At 39.5% G+C, this 25,178-nt stretch carries 21 protein-coding genes; 12 read left to right on the forward strand and 9 right to left on the reverse strand.

All coding sequences use genetic code 11. From position 1 onward, the window contains the following. Window positions 1-203: 203 nt before the first annotated feature. The gene (locus J2746_RS11500) at window positions 204-1,466 is read right to left on the reverse strand and encodes an RNA-guided endonuclease TnpB family protein (protein ID WP_209620924.1); all 1,263 of its coding nucleotides are present in this window, start codon (window positions 1,464-1,466) and stop codon (window positions 204-206) included. A gap of 139 nt (window positions 1,467-1,605) precedes the next feature. Here J2746_RS11500 and J2746_RS15015 point away from each other — a divergent pair, with 139 nt between their 5' ends. The 3 genes from J2746_RS15015 to J2746_RS11510 all read left to right on the forward strand — a co-directional run bounded on the left by J2746_RS15015 (window position 1,606) and on the right by J2746_RS11510 (window position 3,683). Then, complete coding sequence (locus J2746_RS15015; protein ID WP_425342653.1) at window positions 1,606-1,764, forward strand: hypothetical protein; 159 nt, start codon at window positions 1,606-1,608, stop codon at window positions 1,762-1,764. 177 nt (window positions 1,765-1,941) lie between these two features. Beyond that, window positions 1,942-2,415: a MarR family winged helix-turn-helix transcriptional regulator gene (locus J2746_RS11505; protein WP_209620927.1), complete on the forward strand. Its 474-nt coding sequence runs from the start codon at window positions 1,942-1,944 to the stop codon at window positions 2,413-2,415. After that, entirely contained in the window at window positions 2,385-3,683 is a 1,299-nt protein-coding gene (locus J2746_RS11510; protein ID WP_209620930.1) for an MFS transporter, read from the forward strand. The genes J2746_RS11505 and J2746_RS11510 overlap by 31 nt, the downstream gene beginning before the upstream one ends. A gap of 50 nt (window positions 3,684-3,733) precedes the next feature. On the opposite strand, the gene J2746_RS11515 is transcribed toward J2746_RS11510, so the two are convergent. From J2746_RS11515 to J2746_RS11525, 3 genes are read right to left on the reverse strand one after another with little or no spacing between them, the layout of a single operon-like run. Next, the gene (locus J2746_RS11515; RefSeq protein WP_209620933.1) at window positions 3,734-4,420 is read right to left on the reverse strand and encodes an ABC transporter ATP-binding protein; all 687 of its coding nucleotides are present in this window, start codon (window positions 4,418-4,420) and stop codon (window positions 3,734-3,736) included. 1 nt (window position 4,421) lies between these two features. Further along, window positions 4,422-5,633, reverse strand: a complete 1,212-nt coding sequence (locus tag J2746_RS11520; protein ID WP_209620936.1) for an ABC transporter permease — start codon at window positions 5,631-5,633, stop codon at window positions 4,422-4,424. Between the two features lie 11 nt (window positions 5,634-5,644). Then, window positions 5,645-6,874, reverse strand: a complete 1,230-nt coding sequence (locus J2746_RS11525) for a COG1361 S-layer family protein (protein WP_209620939.1) — start codon at window positions 6,872-6,874, stop codon at window positions 5,645-5,647. 454 nt (window positions 6,875-7,328) lie between these two features. On the opposite strand from J2746_RS11525, the gene J2746_RS11530 reads away from it, so the two are divergent. Continuing rightward, window positions 7,329-8,327 (forward strand): NAD(P)/FAD-dependent oxidoreductase, encoded by a 999-nt coding sequence (locus tag J2746_RS11530; RefSeq protein WP_209620942.1) that lies wholly within the window; start codon window positions 7,329-7,331, stop codon window positions 8,325-8,327. A 4-nt stretch (window positions 8,328-8,331) separates the two neighbouring features. Here J2746_RS11530 and J2746_RS11535 read toward each other — a convergent pair whose 3' ends face one another. The 5 genes from J2746_RS11535 to J2746_RS11555 all read right to left on the reverse strand — a co-directional run bounded on the left by J2746_RS11535 (window position 8,332) and on the right by J2746_RS11555 (window position 15,283). Continuing rightward, window positions 8,332-9,078, reverse strand: a complete 747-nt coding sequence (locus J2746_RS11535) for a formylglycine-generating enzyme family protein (RefSeq protein ID WP_209620945.1) — start codon at window positions 9,076-9,078, stop codon at window positions 8,332-8,334. Window positions 9,079-9,138: 60 nt separating this feature from the next. After that, entirely contained in the window at window positions 9,139-11,619 is a 2,481-nt protein-coding gene (locus J2746_RS11540) for a GAF domain-containing protein (RefSeq protein ID WP_245250124.1), read from the reverse strand. 102 nt (window positions 11,620-11,721) lie between these two features. After that, window positions 11,722-13,365, reverse strand: coding sequence for a methylamine methyltransferase corrinoid protein reductive activase (locus tag J2746_RS11545; RefSeq protein ID WP_209620948.1), 1,644 nt, complete (start codon window positions 13,363-13,365; stop codon window positions 11,722-11,724). 676 nt (window positions 13,366-14,041) lie between these two features. Further along, window positions 14,042-14,824 (reverse strand): helix-turn-helix transcriptional regulator, encoded by a 783-nt coding sequence (locus J2746_RS11550; RefSeq protein ID WP_209620956.1) that lies wholly within the window; start codon window positions 14,822-14,824, stop codon window positions 14,042-14,044. A gap of 117 nt (window positions 14,825-14,941) precedes the next feature. After that, window positions 14,942-15,283 (reverse strand): hypothetical protein, encoded by a 342-nt coding sequence (locus J2746_RS11555; RefSeq protein ID WP_209620959.1) that lies wholly within the window; start codon window positions 15,281-15,283, stop codon window positions 14,942-14,944. A 328-nt stretch (window positions 15,284-15,611) separates the two neighbouring features. On the opposite strand from J2746_RS11555, the gene J2746_RS11560 reads away from it, so the two are divergent. From J2746_RS11560 to J2746_RS11595, 8 genes are all read left to right on the forward strand, one after another. Next, window positions 15,612-17,765: an oxidoreductase gene (locus tag J2746_RS11560; RefSeq protein ID WP_245250125.1), complete on the forward strand. Its 2,154-nt coding sequence runs from the start codon at window positions 15,612-15,614 to the stop codon at window positions 17,763-17,765. 348 nt (window positions 17,766-18,113) lie between these two features. Then, window positions 18,114-18,779, forward strand: coding sequence for a corrinoid protein (locus J2746_RS11565; RefSeq protein ID WP_209620962.1), 666 nt, complete (start codon window positions 18,114-18,116; stop codon window positions 18,777-18,779). 338 nt (window positions 18,780-19,117) lie between these two features. Then, the gene (gene mtbA, locus J2746_RS11570; protein WP_209620965.1) at window positions 19,118-20,137 is read left to right on the forward strand and encodes a methylcobamide:CoM methyltransferase MtbA; all 1,020 of its coding nucleotides are present in this window, start codon (window positions 19,118-19,120) and stop codon (window positions 20,135-20,137) included. A 244-nt stretch (window positions 20,138-20,381) separates the two neighbouring features. Beyond that, window positions 20,382-21,242, forward strand: coding sequence for a hypothetical protein (locus J2746_RS11575; RefSeq protein ID WP_245250126.1), 861 nt, complete (start codon window positions 20,382-20,384; stop codon window positions 21,240-21,242). 21 nt (window positions 21,243-21,263) lie between these two features. Next, a complete protein-coding gene (locus tag J2746_RS11580) occupies window positions 21,264-22,682 on the forward strand; it encodes an aldehyde dehydrogenase family protein (protein ID WP_342451841.1) in 1,419 nt (472 codons plus the stop codon). Between the two features lie 2 nt (window positions 22,683-22,684). Beyond that, window positions 22,685-23,575, forward strand: coding sequence for an SDR family NAD(P)-dependent oxidoreductase (locus J2746_RS11585; protein ID WP_245250127.1), 891 nt, complete (start codon window positions 22,685-22,687; stop codon window positions 23,573-23,575). A 19-nt stretch (window positions 23,576-23,594) separates the two neighbouring features. Then, window positions 23,595-24,392, forward strand: coding sequence for a DUF5714 domain-containing protein (locus J2746_RS11590; protein ID WP_245250128.1), 798 nt, complete (start codon window positions 23,595-23,597; stop codon window positions 24,390-24,392). A gap of 316 nt (window positions 24,393-24,708) precedes the next feature. Further along, a complete protein-coding gene (locus tag J2746_RS11595; RefSeq protein WP_209620971.1) occupies window positions 24,709-25,062 on the forward strand; it encodes a hypothetical protein in 354 nt (117 codons plus the stop codon). Window positions 25,063-25,178 lie beyond the last annotated feature (116 nt).

Consider the following 25,178-nt stretch of genomic DNA (forward strand, 5'->3'; position numbering starts at 1 on the left):
AAGGGGACTTCTCGCTTTTGAGTTAAAATTTTCCAAATTGTTGATCAAATTATCTAATTCTGGATTTCAGGTCAGCGATATTTGAGTGATTTGGTTAAAAAAAGCTATTAATACTTTGAAATTAGAATTTTATATGATGCATAGATGGCATTCTTTATGCATCTTACTTATTAAGTGGGGGTAAGTAAATGGTGAACTACCACTCAATAAATTGAGTGGCTTCTTGCTTCATACCTCTGACTAATGTCAGTAAGTCCACAAGCTCTTTCCGTAGTTCCTACGGTGTTTAAGTTATTCAAAGCAATGTTTTTGATGTTGATAGCTGCATTAACATCCCTGTCATGAAATGTTTTGCATGAAGGACATTCCCATTCTCTTGTCTTAAGAGTAAGATCATCTTTTTTATATCCACAAACATTACACAACTTTGATGACGCAGCAAATCTACCAATTCTTAGAATGGTTTTTCCATACCATTCTGCTTTATAAGTTAATTTCCTGATGAATTCAGACCATCCAACATCACTGATGGCTTGAGCAAGTTTATGATTCTTGATCATTCCAGATACATTAAGGTCTTCAAGACAAATTGCTTGGCTTTCACTGATTATCTTTATGGAAACCTTATGCTGAAAATCATTTCTTTGATTAGCTACTAACTGATGTTGTTTTGCTAATTTTAATATTGCTTTTTTCCGATTTTTAGAACCTTTTTGTTTTTTGCTAACTGCTCTTTGTAGTTTCTTCAATTTCTTAAGAGATTTTAGCAAATATTTAGGATTATCAATGACCTCTCCAGATGAAAGAATAGCAAATGACTTTATTCCTACATCAATTCCTATTGTTGTTGTTTCATGGAATTCAACTGATATTGGTTCAGGAACATGATCATTAATAAGTATGCTTACATGATATCTTCCAGCTGATGTCCTGGAAACAGTCAGAGTTTTAAGGATATCAAATTCCTTGTTAAGTTTCTGATCAAGAATAAGTTCACCATTAACTTGTTTTATAAGAAGTTTGTTCTCAATGAATTCTTTATCAAGAAAATCTCTATGAAGAACTATCTTAATCCACCCTACTTTTGGCAAATATATCTTTGATGTGGTTAGATTTATTTGATAATTTTGAGGAACCTGAAACGAGAAATTATTGTCTCTCTTACTCTTTCTTGTAGGATAATCCCCATTTCCTTCAAAGAAATTCTTAAATCCAGTTAACAAGTTCCTGTTGGCCTGTTGTAAGGATTGTGAATTTAGATCTTTCAACCATGGATGAAATTCTTTGAGAGAAGTTAGATTGTTATTCAAATCAATTTCAGTAACATTGATCTTGAACTTGGAATACATAGTATTCTTTATGAAAAGTGACCGGTTGTAAACGAATCGAATACTACCAAAATGTTGTTCTAACAAAATTCTTTGTTCTTTGTTAGGGTATATTCGATATTGATAACCTCGTTTCATCTAAACCACTCAATGTAAAAAAGCAAACATTTTATACAAATATCCATACATTAAAGTAATATTTAATTGTTTGCTATATTTGACGCAATTTATCCACCATTTGAAAATGGTGGTCTTCTTGCTCTAAACTGATAAAGCCATCAAGAAACTGGAAGATTTCATCAGTTTTGTCAATAAGATGGAAATGGCAGGAAAACTGAGTTCTTCCCAGGCTGATGATCTGAGAGATGAAGCTGAGATTATAATCCAGTTAATACAGAATTCAGAAGGGGATATGCCCTTCTGCAGTATTTTTTGATATATTTTCAACTATAACATGCATAATATCAAAATCCTGAATCTTTTTTCATGTGAGGATTTTTATAAACTATCTGTTTAGCTTTAATTTGCTTTGAACAATATATTTAAATATCTGACAAGTCATTATTGTTGTCATAACAACAGTTGTACAGACAACTGAAAATATGGTGTAAAAGTGGACGACATACCCCTCGGAGCTTTCATTTCAATGACTTATCGAAGTCATTTCGTGAAGATAAATCACAGAATGAAAGAACTTGGCCTATCAGCTGGTCAGTTCTTCGTACTCATGACACTTTCAATCGAACAGGGAATTACACAGGATTCACTTGCTGGAAAGTTGCTGATAGATAAAGGAAGCATAGCCCGGGCGATCAATGTGCTTGAAGAAAAAGGTTTTGTCAAACGCACAATTGATGAGAATAATCGCCGGGCTGTACGGCTTTATTTTACTGAGACCGGTGAAGAACTAATTCCTGATGTCCTACAAATAGACAGAGAATGGGAAAAAGCCGCATTCTTAGGATTTACAGAAGAAGAAAAAATACAGGCAAAGACGTTGCTTCGTAAAATAGCAAAGAACAGTTATGAAAACGCTTACGAAAAAGGTGACAGAAAATGGAAGGAATTTCCCCTGAAAGACCAGTAACAGGTCAAAATTCAAAGCAAAAAAATGAGACTTTAAAGCTCATAGTCATCCTCAGTGCATCCATGCTCACAATCATGGGTTCAGCCGCTGTTGCACCAGCACTTCCGGAGATGTTGGAATTCTTTGCTAACGTACCTGACGCAGGTCTTCTGGTTTCCATGGTAGTAACCCTTCCAGCACTGGGAATTATTATCAGTTCACCTTTCATAGGAATACTTGCTGACAAATACAGCAGAAAGAATCTGCTCATGATAGGTCTTGCAATATTTGCACTTGTAGGTTCTACCGGTGCAGTTCTAAATTCACTCTACCTGATTCTTGCCTTCAGAGTCTTGCTCGGGATTGGCATTGCTGGAATGACCATCTGTGCCACCGCCCTTTTAGCAGACAACTATTCCGGCGCTGAGCTTAAGAAAAAAATAGGGCTCCAATCCGCATGTATGGGTTTTGGAGCCGTGGTACTTGAAGTTGCAGGCGGTGCTCTTGCAGATATAAGCTGGCACGCTCCATTTTACATTTATCTCATAGCACTCCTGGTAATTCCTGGAGCTATGATATCACTCAGCGGATCAAAAAACAGCAATGAAAATAGTCAAAATGGTGAAAATAAACATCACAATGTAAGCAATAATGTTGAGAAGCATTTTAAAGAAAAGAAACTGCCACTCAAAAGTATTGCTCTTATCTACGTTGCTACATTCACACTAATGGTTCTGTTCTTCTCAGTACCGACAAAGCTTCCCTTCGTACTGGATGAGAGAGGCATCACATCAGCATTACTCATTGGTGTTCTAATATCAATACCAGGTCTCTTAGGTACTGTCGGAGCACTTGGACAGGTAAAGGTATCCGGATACCTTACAGAAATGAAGACGAATCTCTTCTTCTTTATCATGCTAGGAGTCGGAGTTTTCATCCTTTCAATTGCACCTGACATGATCTCACTCATAGGTGGACTAATAATCACAGGAATTGCTTTTGGTATCATCAATGCTACAAATCTCAGCTGGCTTGGAAGGATCGCACCGGAAGAATCCCGTGGAAAGATATTTTCAGGGTTTACAACAGTGCTTTTCCTGGGACAACTGGTCAGTCCGATAATAATTCAGCCAATCCTGAAGACCGGAACACTCTACGATGCCTATGCCTTCCTTGGAATCGGAGGCATAACTCTTGGAATTGTGTTTGGAATTGTAAATACAATGGGAGTTATCGAACAACCTTCACTGGTGACTGAGCACCCCATCGGAACAGAATCAAGAGAATAAAGTATTCTAGTGCCATCGAGGAAATATGAGACTGAGGATCGGATCATGAACTAACGATCCTCTATCCACTCATCACTGACCAGAACACCATCCTGGAATGTGATGACACGGTCCACATACCTGACATGCCATGGTTCGTGTGTTACCATCACAATAGTCTGACCATAATTGTCGTTCAGGTCTTTGAACACATCCAGCACCTGTTCTGAGTTTCTGGTATCCAGGTTTGCACAGGGCTCATCGGCAAACATAATGTCAGGTTTTTTGGCTATGGCCCTTGCAATGGCTACCCTTTGTTTTTCTCCTCCTGATAACTCATCGGGGACCCTGTCATGTTTATCTTTCAGGCCAACCTTGTCCAGTGCTTCAAGGGCAACCTTATAGGATTCCTTCTTAGACTTACCTTCCATCATGGAAAGAATGTACACATTCTCGGCGGCAGTCATTTCGTTGATAAGGGCATAGTCCTGGAACACATAACCCACCTGGGTCAGTCGATAGTAACTCCTCTCTGCTTCAGGGAGACTGGAAACCTTCAGGCCCCGGATGGTGTATTTTCCTTCTGTGGCGTCATCAAGTAATGCAAGAATCCTCAAAAGAGTTGTTTTCCCACTTCCTGAAGCTCCCATTATAGCTACAAACTCCCCTTTTTTTATCTCAAAGGAAACACCATCAAGAGCCTTCACTGTTGTGCTACCTGAACCATAATACCTTTTTAGATCCTGTATCAGTATCATTTCAACGTCCCCATATGGCTTTGAGTATACTTTCCTTTGATACACTCCATGCAGGAAGTGTTCCGGCTATAACTGATAATGTAAGCATGGTGAATACACTTTGAATGAGCAACATTGGGTCAATCACCGGTCTTATTTTCATGGTCTCATAGAATACAACCGGATTTGCCTGGAAATAGAGCATAAGTGACAGGTATAGTATCAATCCCGCAAAAATTCCAAGGGATACATAGAACATACTGAGGAATGCATAGGACAATACTATTGACCTTGGAGTGATGCCCACAGCTTTCAATATTCCTATCTCCTTTTTCCTGTTTAATATATTGATGTAGATTATTATCAGTATTAATGCTGCACCCACGATGAGACCTACAAATTTTGACATGACATCTATTGCACCCAGACTCTGCATTGCTTGCCTGATAAGAGTCTCAGATTTGTCAGCCCATGAAAATATCTGCTCGTTCACACCGGCTTCCCTGATCTTATCCTTCATCTGCTCTTCAGTTCCTGCTTCATCGATCCTGACCACAACACTGGTGGCTTTACCATTATCAAGTCCATATACATCCTCTATTTCCTTATAGTGAACCAGAGCATTCAGGTCTACAAGTTCGAAGTTCCCCTCCATGATCCCCTTTACCTTGTAGGTCCTTTTCACACCATTACTATATGTCACTTCAACAAGTGATCCAACTCTGGTTTCACCAAGATCATCATATATTTCACCAAATGTAGTGCTTGTGCCTGAAATAATAGAGCCGATTATGATTTCATCTCTGGAAAGTTCTCCCAGAAAATCTCCTTCTTTGATAATGTGCGGATATTGCGATATATCATATTCTTCTGTAGGAACAACACCCGTCACGGTCACCCCCACAATATTCTGTTTATGCTCGATGGATGCCCCCACATCCAATCGCTTTGTTGCTGCTCTGACGCCTTCAACGGCTCGTACCTTCTGCAGCACATTATCGGCATTGTTGATGTATGTGTTATCCCCTGTCGGTTCGATCACAATATCCCCATAAGGATAATCCTGCATGAAACCGGTAAACAGGACTGTCATTCCTCCTATCATTGATGGAAGGAAGACCAGGTTCATGAAAATAAGGGAAAGGACAAATACGATGAACACAAGTGTTTTTTTGTTCCCTCGTTTTATGCTGCTTCCTGCAATGAGAGCTCCAACCCTGATATCATCTATCATAACGAAGACCTCTATTCTTCCTTTTCCTCAACCGGAGCACTACCACCTTCCATTAACTGCTTTATGATCTTATCCTTTGACTTTTTAGTCCTGTAATTATTGTAGACAAGTCCACCGATAATCGCCAGGAACAGCGCTACAAGCAATATTGTTCCTGCTCCTCCATTTTGTTTCATTACAATAACATTGATCTTTGTTTCGATCTGCTCCTCTCCGAAATCATCAATGTATGTAATGGTGACAGGAATCTCGAACTCCCCTGCCTGATCTGCCACAAAAGTGATAACTGCAGGACCATCCTCATCCGGATCAAGGGTTCCGATAAAGGATTCTTTAAGTCCCTGGAAAGGGTGATCTGCGTAGACACGTATAGAATTAATTGTCCTGTCACCGGAGTTCTCGATCCTCATTGTCAGTTCAACTGTATCGTCCACTTGAGGAAGGACCGGATCAACTTTTACGGATGCAAGGTTCAGGCTGCCTTTACTATCAAGAATAGTTATCTGAATATCATATTCATCCTTCTGGACGCCATAGTCATCTTCATATTCGATGATAACAGGAATTTCAAATGTTCCTGAACTGTTAGCCTTGAACTTGAAGGATGCTATTTGAGTGTCACCTGAAGCAAGTGCACCGATGGTAGAACCTGTAATACCTTTAAAATCATGTTCCAGGTAAACCTCTACGGATTTTGCTATTGAATCCCCGAAATTTTCTATCTCCAGATCAAGGTCAACCGTATCACCTGAATTAATGTACTTCGGATTGGTATTGACAGAAGATATACGTGGCTCGGCGTGTTCACCTGTAACTATAACTTCGACTTCATAATATGTTGTCCTTTGTACATTTCCGGTCCCATATGTTAGTTTCATTTTAATAATATGAGGACCAGGAGTGGCATCGGGAGTTGTTCGCATATGGTATCTCAACTGCCTCTCACTATCCTTGTATACAAATTGTGGAATGTAGGCAACAAGGTCTTCTGTAATTATGATATCAGGTGGAACACTGATTATCTCAAACGTGATATCCTCAGGAACCTGAGTACCACAGTTCTCAAGACTTATACCCAGTGTGAATTCCTCATCCCTACCGACCGAACTGGGACTAATATCCTCTACCACTGCCCTTAAACATTCATCTCCGGAAGATTCTGCCTGAACGACAGTAACTCCTGCAAATATAATTAACAGTGTTAACAAAAAAGAACACATTGACCTGGAATTTAATATCATAATTTGCTCATCTCCCTTTGAACCTTCTCTGTAAATTCAATAAAAATTTTTGAAGATATTATTCAATTCAAATATTTGCTGAGAATACTGCGCGATGATCCAGAGCGTTGTTACGGAATTCTCATACTTACTGCTTTTACATTTTTCAATCTTTACAGGAAGACTTTTCAGTGCAAAAAGAAAGCTCCTCTGGTCATTAGCATCTGATTTCCTGATATGCAAAATCATCAAATTCTTTCCTGACAGTTTCCATATTGAAACCTCATTTATACAATTTACAGTTATTAATGGAAGTTCTATTAATTATTATATGTATACTTATCGTCCTGATGGAACAGAAAGAAGAGACTAAAAAACAATCCAGAAAAGTACAAAATCCTTTTAAATACCCATGTTATTATATGCACAGAATCTTCCATAAAGTGTACTTAGACCACTTTGATCAGGTGCTAAAATGAATAAGGAAATAAACATTCTCGGTGGAGGAATAAGCGGTCTGACCTGTGCCATCATCCTTCTAAAAAATGGTTATAATGTCAATATCTATGAAAAAAGAAAGGCAACGGGTACCAGATTTAACAGCGACTGGCAGGGAATAGAGAACTGGTCTGAAGAAACTGATGTACTTAGTGAGCTCAGATCCTTTGGAATTGACCTGTCCTTTGATTACGTTCCTGTCTGCGAACTTAACCTTCACTATTCTGATAAGATACGCACCCTCAGAGGTGATAAAGCTTGTTATCTGGTAAAACGCGGCACTGCTATTGATTGTCTTGATACATGCCTTTTAGAACAGGCAAAAGAACTTGGAGTAAACATATATTGCGGAACAAAACCTGATAACAACAAACAGATTCATGTGATTGCAACAGGTCCCGAAAAAGGGAATATCCTTGCCAAAGGAATCAAATTCAACACAAAAAGACCTGATAGCTATCACATGGCTTTTGGCGATGATATCGCAAAAGGATTCTACTCATATCTGCTGATCAAAAATGGTGAAGCCACCATTGCAACGGTCTTTGACAACAGGAATGTCCGTGATTCCGAAAACTACCTGCAGAACACCATAGGCTATTTCTCAGAATACTTTGACCCGGAAGAGGTTGAAGCCGGTAATAAATTTGGAGGGTACGGGTATTTTGAGATCAGAAAAACCCTTTACAACGATGACGGTGCAATGCTCATAGGCGAGGCAGGAGGACTTCAGGACTATCTCTGGGGATTTGGGATGAGATATGCATTCCAGAGCGCAAATTTCGCTGCACGGAGTATTATGACCGGAGAGTCCTATGATAAATTGATAAAAGAGAATCTGCACAAGAAGCTCAAACACTCAAAGAGAAACAGGAAGCTCTTTGAGATATTGGGACCACTTGCATATCCGCTGGCATATCGTTTGTTTAAGAAAAGTAAGGACCCTCTGAAGCTTTTGAATGTTGTGTATAGATAAACATTCATATTTCCCTGAGAACACGTAAACCAATGCGACTGCTATTGCGCTTTACAACCTGAGGATAATAATAACGACTTGTAGAACGGCATCCTGCAGCAGATGTCTGCCAGCTTCCTCCACGCAGTACTCTCATAACCCAGGAAGAGATATCAGCAATATCAGTAGTTTCCCGGGCACTACCATCTGCAGGAGCACCTTCATAACTATCAAAATACATATCCTGTACCCATTCCCACGAATTTCCGTGCATGTCATACAATCCGAAAGGATTGGGTTTTTTCTGACCAACAGGATGGGAGCCAATATCCAAATTACCGTAATAACAATATTCATTCAGTTCCGACTCATCATCACCAAATGAATATCTTGTAGCCGTTCCAGCTCTGCAGGCATATTCCCATTCCGCTTCAGATGGCAGACGGTACTTTTCAGTATCCTCATTCTCATTCAGTCTATTAATGAATTCCTGTGCATTATTCCATGAAACTCTGTCAACAGGTCTGCTTTCCCTTACAAACTTGGAAGGATTGCTGCCCATTATTTCCAGCCATTGTTCCTGCGTAACTAAAAATTTACCAAGATAGAATGGATTTTCTATGCTAACCTTATGAACTGGTTTTTCGTTATTATACCAGTTCCTTTCCTTTGCATCAGAACCCATTTCGAATTCGCCTGATGGAATTAGAATGAATTCTATACCAATAGAATTCATGTAAGTATCCTGGAACTCTGACACCTCTGATCCCATATAATATCCTTCAGCCTGGATGATTCCTGCTTTTTCAAGATGAATTACACAGGCTTGGCTTTAGTTCCCTTCTACCCATTTAGGGATTTTCACGTGGAATGAACTACCAAGTCCTTTCTCACTCTCTATCCATATATTTCCATTATGAGCTGCCACAGTATCCTTGCAAATATAAAGACTGGATTCAAAACCCTGGAACATCCTTGCTATAGAATCATCTGCCTGATACATCTTGTAGAACAAACGCGGGATAAGGCTCTTGTCTATACCTTCACCTGTATCAGTTATGGTCACATGCAAATAACTGCTTTCATCGGAAACGTCAACTCCTATGCTGTTTCCTTTAGGTGTGAGATTAATTGCATTGTGGATAAGGTAGACAAACATTTCCTTCAGTTTTTCCTTATCAGCTTTCACTGGCGGAAGGCCATTAGGAATCTCTTTTTCAAGTAAAAGTCCTTTTTCGTCTATAAGCAATATCTGGTTTAGCAGTACATCAGAGAGAACATTCTCGATACTTACCGGTTCAAATGAATAAGTAATCCGGCCTGACTGCTGCAGATCACTATATAGAACCGCATCTATCAACAGCTTTAACCTCTCAGAGTTATTCAGCATTATGGAAATAGCCTCTTTCTGAGAGTCATCCAGAAGGTTCAGTGTTTCATCATCCAATATATCGAAGCTATGCAAAAGTTCATGTCCGTTGTTCATGTATTCTTCGATGAATTCAGCTTTTATCATATTAACAGATCGAAGCTTAGTATTGGCTTTAAGCAATTCCTCGGAGTACTTGCTCAATGCACCTATTAACTGCTTTCTCTGAATAAGTTTCCACATACCCTGCATAAGAAGAGTTAGCTGGCGAACATCGGATTCATCGTAGTCTTCTTCCTTGTTTGCAACACCTACGACAGCAACAATATGCTCTCCATCAAATATGGGGACATTCATATGCCTTGTCAATTTAACATGTCCTTCAGGATAACCTTTTTTCAGTGGACTCGAAGCTTCATAATCATTTGTTATGATAGATTTTCTTTGTCGTATGGCTTCTCCCCACAACCCGGTATCCTTTACGGGATAAATAAACTCTTTATCTTTTATGGCACATTCACCCATTGCTGTCTTAGACCAGGAATGCATTATCAGGTCTGTCTCATCAGCATTCATGAATGCAAGATAGCCAAGTTTGCTGTCTGTAAGTCGAACAGCTTCTTCTTTGACGAATTCTGCTATTTCATCCAGGGAAGCACCTGTCATCTCATTGAGCTTTATCAATGCTTCAAGACGCGATTCATTGAGCTCCTTTGCTTTTTCAGCCTTTTTACGTTCTGTAATGTCACGTGCAACAGACAGGATGGTCTTCTTTCCATTATAGTTTATCATCCTTGCATTTATTTCCAGAGGGATAATACTTCCATCCCTGCATATGGCTGCAGCTTCATACATTGCCTTATGATCCCTTTCTATAATTTTGATGAGCTCAGAAGCACGCTGCACGTACCATGAAGGAACAATATCCATAGGAGATGACTTTAAAATTAATTCTTTTGAATAACCAAGATCATCAACAACAACCTTATTAACATCTATCAGATTGCCATTCAATTCACTGACATAGATCTGATCATTAATATTATTGAAAATTGTCTTGAATTTATGATCGGATTCCCTGAAAGTCTCATTGACTACACGGTGCTCTATCTCTATTGCTGCCAGATCAGCATTTGCCTTGAGATATTCGTAACATGTTTTCTTAGGTGCATTTGGAAAATTAAAGTACATTAAGAAAACACCAAGTATCTCACCTGTAGATGATTTTATCAGTTCTGCCCAGCTGGCTTTGAGGCCTGCTTTTTTAGCAATATCCCTGTGCAGTGCCCAGTATGGATGGACCTCTATATTTTCAACAATAACACGCTCACCCATATAGAGTGCAGTACCACCTGAACAAACACCGTATCCAATATCAAGACCTTCCATTGCTTCTTTGTAAAAGGCAGGAAGATTCGGTGAAATAACACGACAAATATGTTTTTTCTCTTTATCAAGAAGCATAACAGCACATGTAAGACCGTCACGTATCCGTTCAGCATTGGTAACAAGCAGTCCCAGAACATCATCAAGTGATATTTCCGTATAAGGTTTCCCATTGTGTTTTTTTTGTTGATGAGTTATCATTTCATTGTGCTTTCGCTCTGTAATGTCAATGATCGTACCTTCAAGGTGTAAATCGTCATCATCATACCTCTTTATACGAACCCTGTCCTCAACATATCGAACCTCTCCAAAACGGCTGACTATTCTGTACTCCTGAATGAATTCTGGCAGTTGTCTGTTCAGGTACTTTAAAGCTTTTAAAACGACTTTTCTGTCATCCGGATGAACAAGATCAGCATATTTGATCTCACCCGAATAGAAATCCTCTGGAGTATATCCGAATTGCCTTATGTTATTCGAGATGTACTTTACAGGAAAATCTTTCTCTATCCTTCTGGAAATCACAATAATAGGACTATTATTGATTATTGATTCCATACTAATTTTCATATCTGCTTGTCCAATCATGTTTTGACCGGTGATACTTTACATTCTTTAATTGTTCGTACAACTAACCCATATTCAATAAAATTGAAGAGATCATACTGCAGTAAGGTCACCAGGAGATATTGCTTTTATTTCCCTGTAATTGATGGCTTTTACAGGACAAACCCCTATACACCTTTTACAACTCATACCAAGACACAGATGTGCAGTATAATCCACATACACATGTCCATCCTTTGGAACAACATGTATGGCCTTTTCAGGACATTCGCGCTCACACATCCTGCACTGCATACATCCGCTGGATTCCTCTTCAATAAGCATGTCAAGATCCCTGATGATCTTGAGTCCCTGATAACCTGAGTCTTCAATATCCCTGTTAACTCTCTTTTCTACCGTTGGAATCATGTTAATATCCGGAAGAGCAGGCATACCATAGGATTCAAGGAACATGTTGTACATTTCATAGGGCATTCCTTCTGTCCAGTAAGCCAGTTCACATGCGTAGATGTTCTTAAAAACATCATTAGAAGCCAGCATAATGTGGTCCGCCTTGATCCTGTCAGCAAGACTTACTATCTCGTCCAGTTCATAATTACCAAGAATGACATCCTTTGCAAGTTCAAGTGAGGTGTTGCCGAATTGTACTATATTATTACAGAAAGCAGGTGCCAAGCCTATCTTACGTCCTTTCTCAGCATCAACGTAAGTTCCAGATGCACCTGACATATACATGTACTTAAGATCCTCATACTTCACCCCGGATTCAATAAGTAATGTCAGATGAGCTGCCCTGATAGCCCCTATTGCTTTTCCTGCCTCTGCAAAATCCTCATCTGTAAGTGTAACTCTTTCACCAAGAATAAGTCTTCCTTTTGGCAACTCAGGTAATTTGGCTACCATACCGGAATTAATTGCCAGTGAAATTGCAGAAATTACGCCAGTGCCGGTGATTCCTTTTGACTGTAGTTCACCATCCTCTACGATAACTCCTGTCTCAGGATCTATAAGATCACCTTTTCCTGGTTGCATATTTTCATCCAGTACGGTTATTCTCCAGAACCCGTTCTCTTCATTCACATCAGAAATGGCACCTGGACTGGCAAGCATTCCACATTTAATTCCCTGTCCTTCTATGGAAGGACCTGCTGCAGCACTACAGGTGATTATACGGTCACCTACTTTAAGTGCCATCTCTGCATTGGTACCATAATCAGTAACAATAGCTACTTCATCCTGTTCAACAAAATCGGTCTTTACCATCATTGCAAGGGCATCAGCCCCGATCTCATGTTCTATTGAAGGTAAAACAATTATCTCACATTCATCCAGACCTGAATCGGGACCAAAGATATCCCTGCCGGTGTATATTTTCAGACCTCTCTCCACAGTTTCGATACCCAGTCTTCTTTGCATGTTCTTTCCGGCATATGCAAGATCCCTTATTTCGATGTTCTGGAAAAGTGAGAGTTGTATAGGATTGCCACAGACAGCTATTTTTGTTATTGCATCAAAGGGAATGTGTAATTCATTGAACATTTTGAGAATAGTATGGACCATTATCTTGTTTGCATTTTTTTCTCCAACCTGAATAGCAAAACCCAGATGATCAATTACATTTCCTCCTGGCAAGGGATGTCGCATTGTCATTACTGTTTTGATAGCATTTTTGTTTATCAGGTTTATGAGCTGTAATCTAAATCCACTTGTTCCAAGATCTAATGCAATTCCATACAAACAAAATCCTCCTTTTTATTTTAAGCGTGAAAGCCTGGCATGCAATTCAATTGTATATGCAATTGGTTTATCAGAGAACTATAAATAACGAATTCGAGGAAAAAATAAGAGGCTGCGATATTATCGATGCTTAAGGTAAGAATAATATTGTTGATAAAAAAAATACCGGAATTAAAAATAACATGATTGATTTTATCAAAACCATATTTTTACTAAAATAGCAGAAACATTAAACCCGATTTTAAATTTCAGTATGAAATTGATAATTGTTTGCAGGGCCATTTTAGGATGTGGAGAGACCCTGCAAAATAAGTGGATATACAATATGCACAGTCTTCAAGAAATAATATAACTTAATTTTTGAATTGTATTTCAGCAGATCGGAAGTAGAATTACAGACCCTTGAAATGTGCATTTATGTTCTTTATCCACTCACGGACAATTCATGCTATCCGGTAATAGCATATATAATAACTTGAAGTAATTAATCAATTGATAGAATATTATCAATACCGTGTTTTCAATTCAAACAATGAATTTTACGACTTGTTAATTCAGAATTAGAATATTCAAAATAACAGGAATATGAGGACAATTAAAGCCTTTGACAATATCAAAAGCATGAATGCTTATTTGAGAAAAGAACTAAAATAAAGATAATATATTGTTTTATATTTCATATAACACGTTCTGCAATTTCTCTGTAATGCAAAAAGAAATCCTGTCCCCATTCCCTTGCACTATCCTCAAAGCTTATGACTTTTTTATGATCGAAGAATCCCTTCTTATTGAAGAATGATAACAGAAGAAGATTATCAGTAACAGATATTGCACCTGGTTTCATTATGTTCTCTTCACACACATAAAGATGTGAAGTGGGAGATTCAATAATTGCATTATATTGTTCTGTATATTCATCCCGTAGTCTTTCATATACAGGCCTTGTAAGAATAAGATTATAATTCACTTCTTTTTTTGCCAGCTCTGCATAGTTATTGGGACATGTGGGACAGAAATATGAGTAGAATGTACAGACATTCTTTGTCTGCTTAAGACTCACAAGCAGTTCCCGGGGGGGTTCGAATAGATGGTTAAGATCAGGCTCATGTATCAGAACATCTCCCAGGTCACCAATCCTGTCAAGCAAAGGGTCCGGTACTGCACCAAGGTCCCTGCTTGCCCAAAACTCCTTATTCCCTTCAACAACATTGAGAGCCTCTATTAGCGGTTTTATTTTTTTAAGGATTATGTGACCAACATGTGTCAATCTGTATTCATCATTCTCCTGTTCTATTAGACCCTGCTCCAGAAGAATTTTGATCTGAGCCATGATCGCACTGGTTGTACCATTTATGGATTTCTTTATCTCATCAATAGTAGCTGGTCCATCCATTAACATTAGCAAAGTGTTTTTTCTTTTTTCCGATAGAAACACCGTACTTATCAATTCAGTTTTCATGGTCTATCACTCGCCTTTTCCTGAAAGAAGTAATTTAATTGTGAAACACTGTCAATTTCTAAACAGTATAATAATGACATTTTTGCCCCCGACTTTCACTTAATCAGGCTGAACGTATTATTGCCCTGGTCTTTCTCCAAAAGTATGATGATATCGTTTTATTACTGATTCAATGTAGTTAGCTGTCATTCTTGTGGATCTTTTGGACATGAAGTTCCTTAACGGAAATTCTGTATGACAGTGTGTACATCTGGCAAGTTCACAACCCCTGACAAGGCTTGGACATCCTGTACATAATTTTGCTCTTGAGTAGAACAGATTGAATGATCTGCCACATTCAGGACAAAGAAGCATTCTGTTGGCATCATAGAAGTTCTTGTTAACCCCTTTTCTCTGCAGCTCAAAAGAATACCGTTCATCGCGTCTCAGATCATCAATATATTTTTTCTCATCAGACATTATTTCACCTTTTTGACAGTTATACATGATTTTCATTTCATACCTATATATAACGAATTATAGTTTCAAATCAAAAAGTCATAAGAAATCTTTAATCAACAAAATAACAACGATGTCGATAAAATCAAAGGCTTGAATTTAGCATTTACATAAGATATAATAGACAGGTAGAGATATATTTTTACACAACAAGGCACATATCATTTGCCTGTTATTGATAATTATGTATTATCCGGATACCTCTTTTATCAAATCAAAGGAAGATAAAAAAATGTTTTTATGTAGCTAATATCAGAGATGATGTGAGGGATATATTATATTTCAAAAATTGTTCGAGCCGGAATACATTGGTAAGTGCAAACTTAAGAACAGGATAATAATGTCTCCCATTGGCAACATCAATATGGCAGATCCTGTCGGCCGCCCCCTCAATAAAATGATCCAATATTTTATTGAAAGGGCAAAAGGAGGGACCGGTCTGCTAATCACCGGTCTCGTACCTGTGTCATATGGGATTGACCCAACTCTTTCTGAAGAGAATAATACTACTTATTTTCCGCGTATCGATGGTTCTTCACGAACACGACTTAGTGGCTGGAGAGACCTGACTGCCGGTGTAAAACCTTACGGAGCAAAGATATTCATACAATTATCCGCAGGCCTTGGAAGAGTCGGCTCACCTGAACCTGCACTAAGCGGAAAGATACTGAAGTCTGCTTCATGGAACAAAAACTATTACATTCCCCAGGTTCCTCATCTGCCACTCTCGGACCGCAAGATCAAAAAAATTGTAAAAATGATGGGACAGAGTGCAGCCAATGCGAAAATGTCCGGATTTGACGGTGTGCACCTTCATGGTCACGAAGGTTACCTGATGGACCAGTTGACATCTGCACCATGGAACCGGCGGAAACTTGGCAGGTACAGGAACAAATTCCAGTTCGGCATTGATGTTGTGAGAGAAATTAAGAACCGTTGTGGAGAGGATTTCCCGATAATTTATAGAATAGACCTGACACAGGCATTACAGGAAAGTTATGGTGACGAGATCTTCAGGAAGCGCTTTCATGGGAAAGAAAGGACAATAGATGAAGGATTACAATTCTGCAAGGCTCTTTATGAAGCCGGAGTGAATGCATTTGATGTTGACAAAGGTTGCTATGATAACTGGTTCTGGCCTCATCCGCCATCCTATTTCGGCGATGCAATCTATGTTGAGGAAATGGCTGGCAGGCTTAAAGATTTCTTTAGAGAAGAAAGTATAGATGCAAAGGTCATAGCCGTGGGCAAGCTTGGAAAACCTGAAGTTGCAGAGACTGTATTATCAGACCAGCAGGCTGATTTTGTAATGCTTGGACGACCTCTGCTGGCAGACCCGTACTGGCCGATCAAGGTTAAAGAGAACAGGACTAAAGAGATAATACACTGCATAGGTGATCATGAAGGATGTATTGAATCATTCAAAAAAGGAGGACATCCCTGCTGTTCAGTGAACCCGTACACCGGATTTGAGGATACGAAGAGACTTGCTAAAACAGAAAAGAGAAAGAAGGTCGCCATAATAGGTGCCGGTCCTGCTGGCTGTGAAGCAGCAATTACATCTCATATAAGAGGACATGAGGTGATACTTTTTGAAAAGACCGGACGTATTGGAGGACAATTGCTCACAGCCAGTAAAATGCTGATAAAACATGATATCAGGCGATATCTTGAGAATCTTGAATACCGGATAGAACTGCTCAAAAAAGACGGGCTTTCCATCAAGTTCAACACAGAGGTCAACGCATCCGATATTACTGATGATTTTGATGTCATTATTTGTTGCAGTGGACTTAAAACCACTTTACCTGCAATTGAAGGTATGGAAGATATAGTATCTTTAGAGGGCAGAGATCTTCTGAACAGGAATATGGAACTTCCCGAAAATGTGGAGAATATACTGGTTGTTGGTGGTGGCGTACTTGGATGTGAAATAGCTTATTCCCTTTCCTATGAAAAAGGAAAGAATGTGACCCTTGTAGGCAGGAACAAGGAATTGATGCCTGAAACAGTACAGGCCAACAGGGCTCAGATGTTATGGATGATGATGGGGAAAGGTTCCCCCTCCGGAAAGAAAGAGGAAAACTTAAAACAACCTGTTAAAGTCTGTAATGCTTCTGAGGTTGTCAGATTCTCAAATGGTAAAGCCTATGTTAAAGCGAACAGAGGCAGAAAAGACCCTTACACTCCCTGGAAAGCTTTGATACCTGAGAATGTCAGAAATCCCTTTGAAAAGAAAACTGACCCTGATAATGTGGAAGAAATTATCATTGATACTGATCTGGTTATTTTTGCCACCGGCGGGAAAGCTGATGACAGTCTTTACTATGAACTGCTGAAAAGAAAAACTGACACAGAAGTCTATTCAGCAGGCGATTCAACAAAGCCCGGAAGAGTCTGGGAAGCAATCACAGGTGCAAATGAAATAGCCAGGAATATCTGAGCTTTTTTAGCTTACTAAAAAATTTCCTATTTGATAGTGATTATATTCATGCTATTGATATAATCAAAGTCATTCTTTTTTTTCTTATTGATGTTTTCCTGAAAGCTGTAAATCCGGAATACTGTATTTGCAAAATCCATATTTTGAATATAGAATGCTGTATTGATAATAATATATTCATTGATTAATTACTATAAGTTATTATTTATATCTATTATTGGATATGGTAAATTGTCAGCAATTGCAGGTTCTGACCTTTTGCTGTCATGAGAAATTATTCGTGGAACAAATGATCAGAAATGTAAAAAAACTCCATTTCTGGAATTTAATAAGATCAGGAGGTATCCTATGGAAGAAAATGAGATTATTAATGGACTTACAGATGCCGTTGTCAACGGAAAGAAAGATCAGGCAGTTGAATTAGCACAAAAAGCACTGGACGAGGGTATTGACCCATATATTGCAGTGATCAATGGTCTTGCAAAGGGTATGGAGATAATGAGTGAAAAGTACGAGAACAAGCAGGCTTTCATGCCACATCTGCTCATGGCCTCAAATGCAATGTACGGAGGTATGGACGTTCTTATACCTCATATCAAGTCAGAAGGAGATGGTGCAAGAAAGGTCCTTGTCATTGGCAGTGTAGAAGGAGATGTTCACGACATTGGAAAGAACCTTGTTAAAACAATGATGAGTGCTGTAGGCTTTGAAGCAATAGATCTTGGAAAAGACGTACCAGTGGAACAATTTGCAGAGGCTGCTGCTGAACATAAAGCAGACATCGTATCAATGAGCACACTCATGACCTCAACAATGGACAATATGCAGAGGGTCATGGACAGCATCCAGAGCAAAGGAATCAGAGATAACCTTAAGGTGATCATTGGCGGTGCACCCATAACCGCAGACTTTGCTGATGAAATCGGAGCAGATGCTACAAAGACCGATGCCATGGAAGCTGCAAGATGGGCACAGGAAGCAGCTGCTTCGCTTGCACCTGAAAGATGGGGTTAGAGATTAAACAACTGCAAAAAAACCGAAGCATAAACCTGTTTGAAATATCATCCGGGAATGTAAACAAAGTCTAAGTTCATTAAGCGGATGATCAGCATGAATCAACCAACTTTCCACCCTGGCTGTTTAAATATAAACCATATGACTCGCCTGACAGTCAGATCAAAAGCAGAACATTAGGTTTCTTTGCAGGTTGATGACGGGGTTCACAGAATGCACAGAAGGATATTTTCAGTATCTGTGACCCCGCATTCTATTTAAAAAAATTATCAAACAATAATATTAGATTCATAATAATTTCAGTTCATAATTTCAAATAATTACAGGAGATCATCACAATGGATGAGTATACACCTAAAGAGAGGCTGGCCCGTGCATTAAGAGGAGAATCTGTTGACAGGATGCCAGCGATATCCGTTACACAAACAGGAACTGTAGAACAAATGGAAGCCTGTGGCTCATTCTGGCCTGAAGCTAATGAGGATGCAGGAAAAATGGCTGCTCTTGCAGAAGCCGGTCACACTGTCATTGGATTTGAGGCTGTACGTGTCCCTTTCGACATCACTGCAGAAGCTGAGTTCTTTGGATGTGACATCAAAGCAGGCACAAAGGAGCAGCAACCATCTGTTGTAGGACATGTTGTAAGATCAAGCGATGACATTGACAAACTCAAAGATTATGATATCAGCCAAGGACGTGTTGGTGTTGTCTGTGAAGCTATCAGAATACTCACAGAGAAATATGGTGATGAACTGCCAATAATGGGCAGTATGCTGGGTCCTTTCTCACTGGCACAGCATATGAATGGCGACGACTGGTTCATGGCCATCATGACAGATGAGGAATTTGGCCATGCACTCATGGAGCTCACAACAGAGTTCAATATCGCTTATGCAAAGAAAATGGTAGATAACGGAGCAGATACAATGGTCATCATTGACCCTACTGCAAGTGCTATGCTTATCGGTGACGAATTCTACCAGAAGTTTGTGGTGCCTGCTCACAAAAAGATCGTTGACGCAATGCATGAACTGAATGTTGCCACTGTACTCCACATCTGTGGCGATACCACACCAAGTCTGGGTCTTATGGAATCATCAGGAGTAGATGCCATCAGCGTGGATCAGAATGTGGATGTTGAAACTGCCTGTAAAATGGTCAATAATGCAGTGATCATAGGAAATCTTGACCCTGTGAGTGCCCTGTGGAAAAAGAAACCTGAAGAGATCCAGAAAATATCAAAGGATGTGCTGGATGCAGGTGCTGGTTTGCTTGCCCCAGGATGTGGTATTGTCAGCAAGACTCCGAACGCAAACCTTCAGGCAATGGTCGAGGCGGCAAAGAACCATAAATATTAAGATAAAAGATAATTTCTCCGGCTCCCGTCTTTCATGTTCGTCTGACCTTCCATCCGGAGAAATTATTCCTTTGTTACGGTGAAAACTGGAACATAAAGAACATAAAATCAGGTTTTATCCTGAAATCTACCTCCAAACTTCCCTGGCCAGTGTTCATTCACTGGCATCTTTTATTTTTTAGGGAATTTCCCCATTCCAAAACACTACAAAAACTTTGCATCAAATGTAAAAAATAGTGATGAAAATGATATCCCAATTAAGCGCATTTATTAGCAAGCGGAGTCGTCAGGATACTCTTTCATACGATGAACCAAAAGCTGTACTAAAAAAGTTACTGGATACAAAAAGCAGTGTTCTTCTCAACACCCCACATTATTTCTTCATTTTCATGCTTTCTGTGATATTCGGAGTTCTCGTTTACTACACAAATACTGTTGATGAGATAATACCAACGATGGTGCTCTCAGTCCTGTGGATTTTCTTCTGGAAGAACAGTGACAGCCAGGGCAGGATATTCCTTATCATTGCATCCGTTTTCGGATACATACATGAACTTCTTGGTGTCAGATACGGATATTTTACTTACCTGGGAGGATTCATAGGCGGGTCTCCCATCTGGCTGATACCGGGCTATGGAACCATATTCTGGTCATCCCATAACCTGTGGAAGATATTTGAGGATAAGTATTCAGACAGGAAATGGTTCGGTTTTACAGGAGCTGTTGTTGTCCTTAGTTTTGTTGTATTGGCAACTGCTGATTACATTTTGTTCGACCTTTCTGAGAACATGGTTGGAATACTGGTCAAATTTGCCCTTGCGTTCATGCTTTTCAGCACGATACAGAATATGAGACTCGCATATTTCGTGGCATTCTTCACAGTGCTCACGGAATTCACAGGGGAGATGCTTGGAACATGGTATCATCCGGATTTCTCATTGCTTTCCCTGATGGCAGGGTATGTATTCATGTTGTGGCTATGCCTTGCACTGAATAGTCTTTCAAAAGGCACATATTTTAAGAACCTAAAGGGAACAGAATCCATTGCTGCTGTTGTTCTAACTGCTTTCTACTTACTATCATTATCAGGAATTGTATCTGTATAAAAAAATAGATCAAAAGAAGTGATGCTATCAATGGAACAGGATATTCAAATAATATTCAGATCACAGAAGGAAAATTCATCCAAAATTACACAAATGAGTGTAAAGGAAAGAATGGAACGTGTGATGCGAATTGATAGTTACCTCAAGAACGAAAAGAATCTATCAAGATTACATGAAGCACTTTACAATGATCTGCGAAAGCCAGAGGTCGAGGTTATAGCAACAGAAGTGGGCATTGTTCAGGCCCAGATAAACCACCTCAAGAAAAATCTACACAAATGGAACCGGGATCACAGAGTTGCTACTCCGCTACCATTACTTGGTACCCGTTCCTATATTCGCTATGAACCAAAGGGAGTGGTTCTAATTCTTTCACCCTGGAATTTCCCTCTGAACCTCTCCCTTGTACCTCTGGTATATGCACTTGCTGCAGGTAATACTATCATACTAAAACCTAGTGAGATATCATCACACACCTCAGCCTATCTGAAAAAGATGATCAGCGAGCTTTTCAGATGGGACGAGGTGGCTGTTGTTGAAGGCGATGTATCGGTGGCAACCAGACTTCTTGAGATGCCATTCGATCATATATTTTTTACAGGCAGTCCCCGTGTTGGAAAGATAGTCATGGGAAAAGCTGCGGATCATCTTAGCAGTGTGACCCTGGAGCTAGGAGGAAAGTCACCTGCTATCATAGATGAGACAGCAAATATTCCGCAAATAACAAGACGACTGGCATGGGCAAAATCGGTCAACTGTGGTCAGACATGTGTAACTCCTGACTATGTTATAATCCATGAATCGAAAAAAAGAGAGTTCATTGAAGAGTTCAGGTCAGCTATCACAGAACTATACAACAGATACGGCAGTGGTACAGAAAACTCACCGGATTACTGCAGGATCATCAGCAAATATCACTTCATGAGACTCAATTCCCTGTATAAGGATGCACTCGAAAAAGGCGCTTCTTTGATTACAGGAGGGAATTTTGAAGAAGAGGACCTTTTCATTTCTCCCACTTTACTGGACGGTATATCTGAAGAGATGGATATTATGCAGGAGGAGATATTCGGTCCATTGCTTCCGGTAATTACCTACAATGAGCGCTTAGAGGTCAGTGATATAATTAGCAAAAATCCGAATCCTCTGATGTTATACATTGCCAGTAGTAAAAAGAAGAACATCAAGTTTTTCATGGATGGAAATCCGGCAGGTGGTACAGTGATCAACGACTACATGCTCGGTTATAGTAATCCCAATCTTCCCTTTGGAGGTGTCAGCAATAGTGGTATTGGTAAGTCACTTGGTTTCCATTGTTTTATGGAATTCTCCAACAAACGGAGTGTAATTCATCGAAGGTGGGGATCACTGGGCATGATCTATCCTCCCTATAACAGCCATGTACTATGGCTGGTAAAAACACTATATAAGTGGATGTGATCATGATGAAGTCAAATGACATTACAAGTTTAGACATCGATGGTCGCAGAAAGACTGTCCTGATTACCGGTGGAGCAGGTGGTATTGGTAAGGAACTTGCAAAATTGTTCGCCCGGGATGGTTATGACCTGCTGCTTGTGGATAGGACTAAAGAAGAACTGAAGCAGGCAAAAGATACGTTGCAGGTCATAAACCTGAATATGCAGGTATGGCTGCTGGCACAGGACCTTACAGAACATGATGCATTCAGGAAAATATCTGAATTTACACGTAATCATTGTTTGAATATCGATGTGCTGGTGAACTGTGCAGGTTTTGGAAGCTACGGTTTTGTCAATGAGGTTGACGATGAAAAGGAACTGGATATGCTTCAACTGCATATTATTACGCTCTATAAATTGACACGGCTCTACCTGAAGGAAATGGTGGAACGCAATGAAGGAAGGATCATAAATATTTCATCGATATCGGCATTCCAGCCAAGTCCTTTTTTTGCTACGTATGGCGCCAGCAAAAGTTTTGTGCTGAACTTCAGCAGGGCACTGAATTACGAATTGAAGGAGAAGGGACTGAATGTTAAGGTGCTGGCTGTGTGTCCAACTGCTGTGAAAGATACGGGATTTAAGACAGCTGCAGGGATGGAGCATACAAGAGCTTTCCATTCATGGATGTCTGTGAATTCGAAAGTTGTAGCACGTGACACGTACAATGCACTTTGGTCAGACAAGGATGTGGTCATACCTGGCAGATATCTTGGTCTGCTGCATCATGTAGTCAGCCTTCTGCCAGTTAAATGGCTGATGAGGATATCACGTTCGGAATTGAGGGACAACGGTAGTATCCGTTCAAAAGAGACGTTCATCTGCTCTCATGAAAAAGGAGCTGATCAATGATGAGTCAGAGGTGATTAAAATGGAGATTGGATATAAGGAAAATACAAAGAATGAGGTTTGCGGAATTAAGGATGAGCATATTTCCATGATCCCGGTTTTGAGTGCCAGTACCAGGAACATCTGCAAGACAGATTGTCTTGTTTGTGGCACAGAGGTAGATTATCTGAGCGAACCGGTGAATGCAACATGTCACTACTGCGGAGTTGAGGAGAGAACGTACTTCGTGTGCAAGGATGGTCATTACGTGTGCAACAGTTGTCATTCCAAAGATGCCATCGCTGTCATTGAGAATATCTGCAAGAATACGGATATTGCAGACCCACTGTCCATTGCAGAGAACATCATGAAACATCCCGGCATTCATATGCATGGACCTGAACATCATGCTCTTGTCCCTGCAGTTCTTGTTGCCGCCTATCAGAACTACGTTGGCAATACGGATAAGGGACCAATCCTTGAAGCTCTCAAAAGGGGCAGCCTGGTTCCTGGTGGCTATTGTGGTCTTTACGGAGCATGCGGGGCAGGAGTAGGTGTAGGTATTGCAATGTGCGTTCTGCTGGAAGCCACTCCCCTGACACCAGAAGAAAGAGCACATGCCAACTGGGCTACTGCCTGTACCCTGAGGTCCATAGCAGATGCCGGAGGAGCCAGATGCTGTAAGAAAGCAACCCGCATCTCACTTGAAGAAGGAATGAAGTACCTGTCCGATATGTTTGACCTCTGCTGGCACGAAAAAGCAGACTTCAATGTTAAGTGTGAATATACGCAGTATAACAAGGAATGTGATGAGAGTTGCAGATACAGGAGCGATTCCTGAATCCTGTTTTGTTTTCTTTAATTCATTTTTGTGATTTTAGCTTTTTTAGAAACTTTTATCAGATTATAGCAGTTTTTTGGTTTGGATTTAGTCTTTAGAAAAGTCGTTTTGGGTAATAGGTAACTCAGAAAAACCAAATTTCTGTTTTAATTTAAATAATTAATAAGAACTAGATTTAAGTATAATTAAACTAAAACAAAAAAATTTAAGTAGTTTTAACATTTATAGTTAGTAGTCTATCTTAGATGGAAATGAGAAATAAATTTATTGAAACGTAACGATTTCAAAAATTTTTATGCATTATAGGAGTTTTAGAATGAACGATTCAATAAAGATATACAAAAACCATTCTGAAATATTGTTTTCAGACGAACAGACAAAGAAAAAAGTAGGGCGCGCAATGCATGACCTTTTTGAAAACACTCTAAATGGGTTTCTGTTTGGGGCAATCCAAGCAACAACAGTATACTATCATGATGGATGTTATCCAGTTGAAGAATGCGGCGGGCTAGAATATGATATGGAGCTTATGGAAGCGATTCGCATAAGCGAAAGACACCCTGAATCCCTTAAAATTAATTTCAAAGGGCTTCCTGACTACGTTGTTGACGAGTTTGAAATAAAAGCAGAAGAGACTCTTGATCAACTGAAAAAGGAAGGTGTATTTTAATAAATTTATCTCTCATTTCCATCAATTTAGATATTAATGCTTTTATATTTTTGGCATTTTTCTAGTTTTAGATTGTTATATTTTATCTGGATATATCAAAGAAATAATGTGCGATA

Origin of the sequence: Methanolobus bombayensis (assembly GCF_017873415.1) — an archaeon.
GTDB lineage: Archaea > Halobacteriota > Methanosarcinia > Methanosarcinales > Methanosarcinaceae > Methanolobus > Methanolobus bombayensis.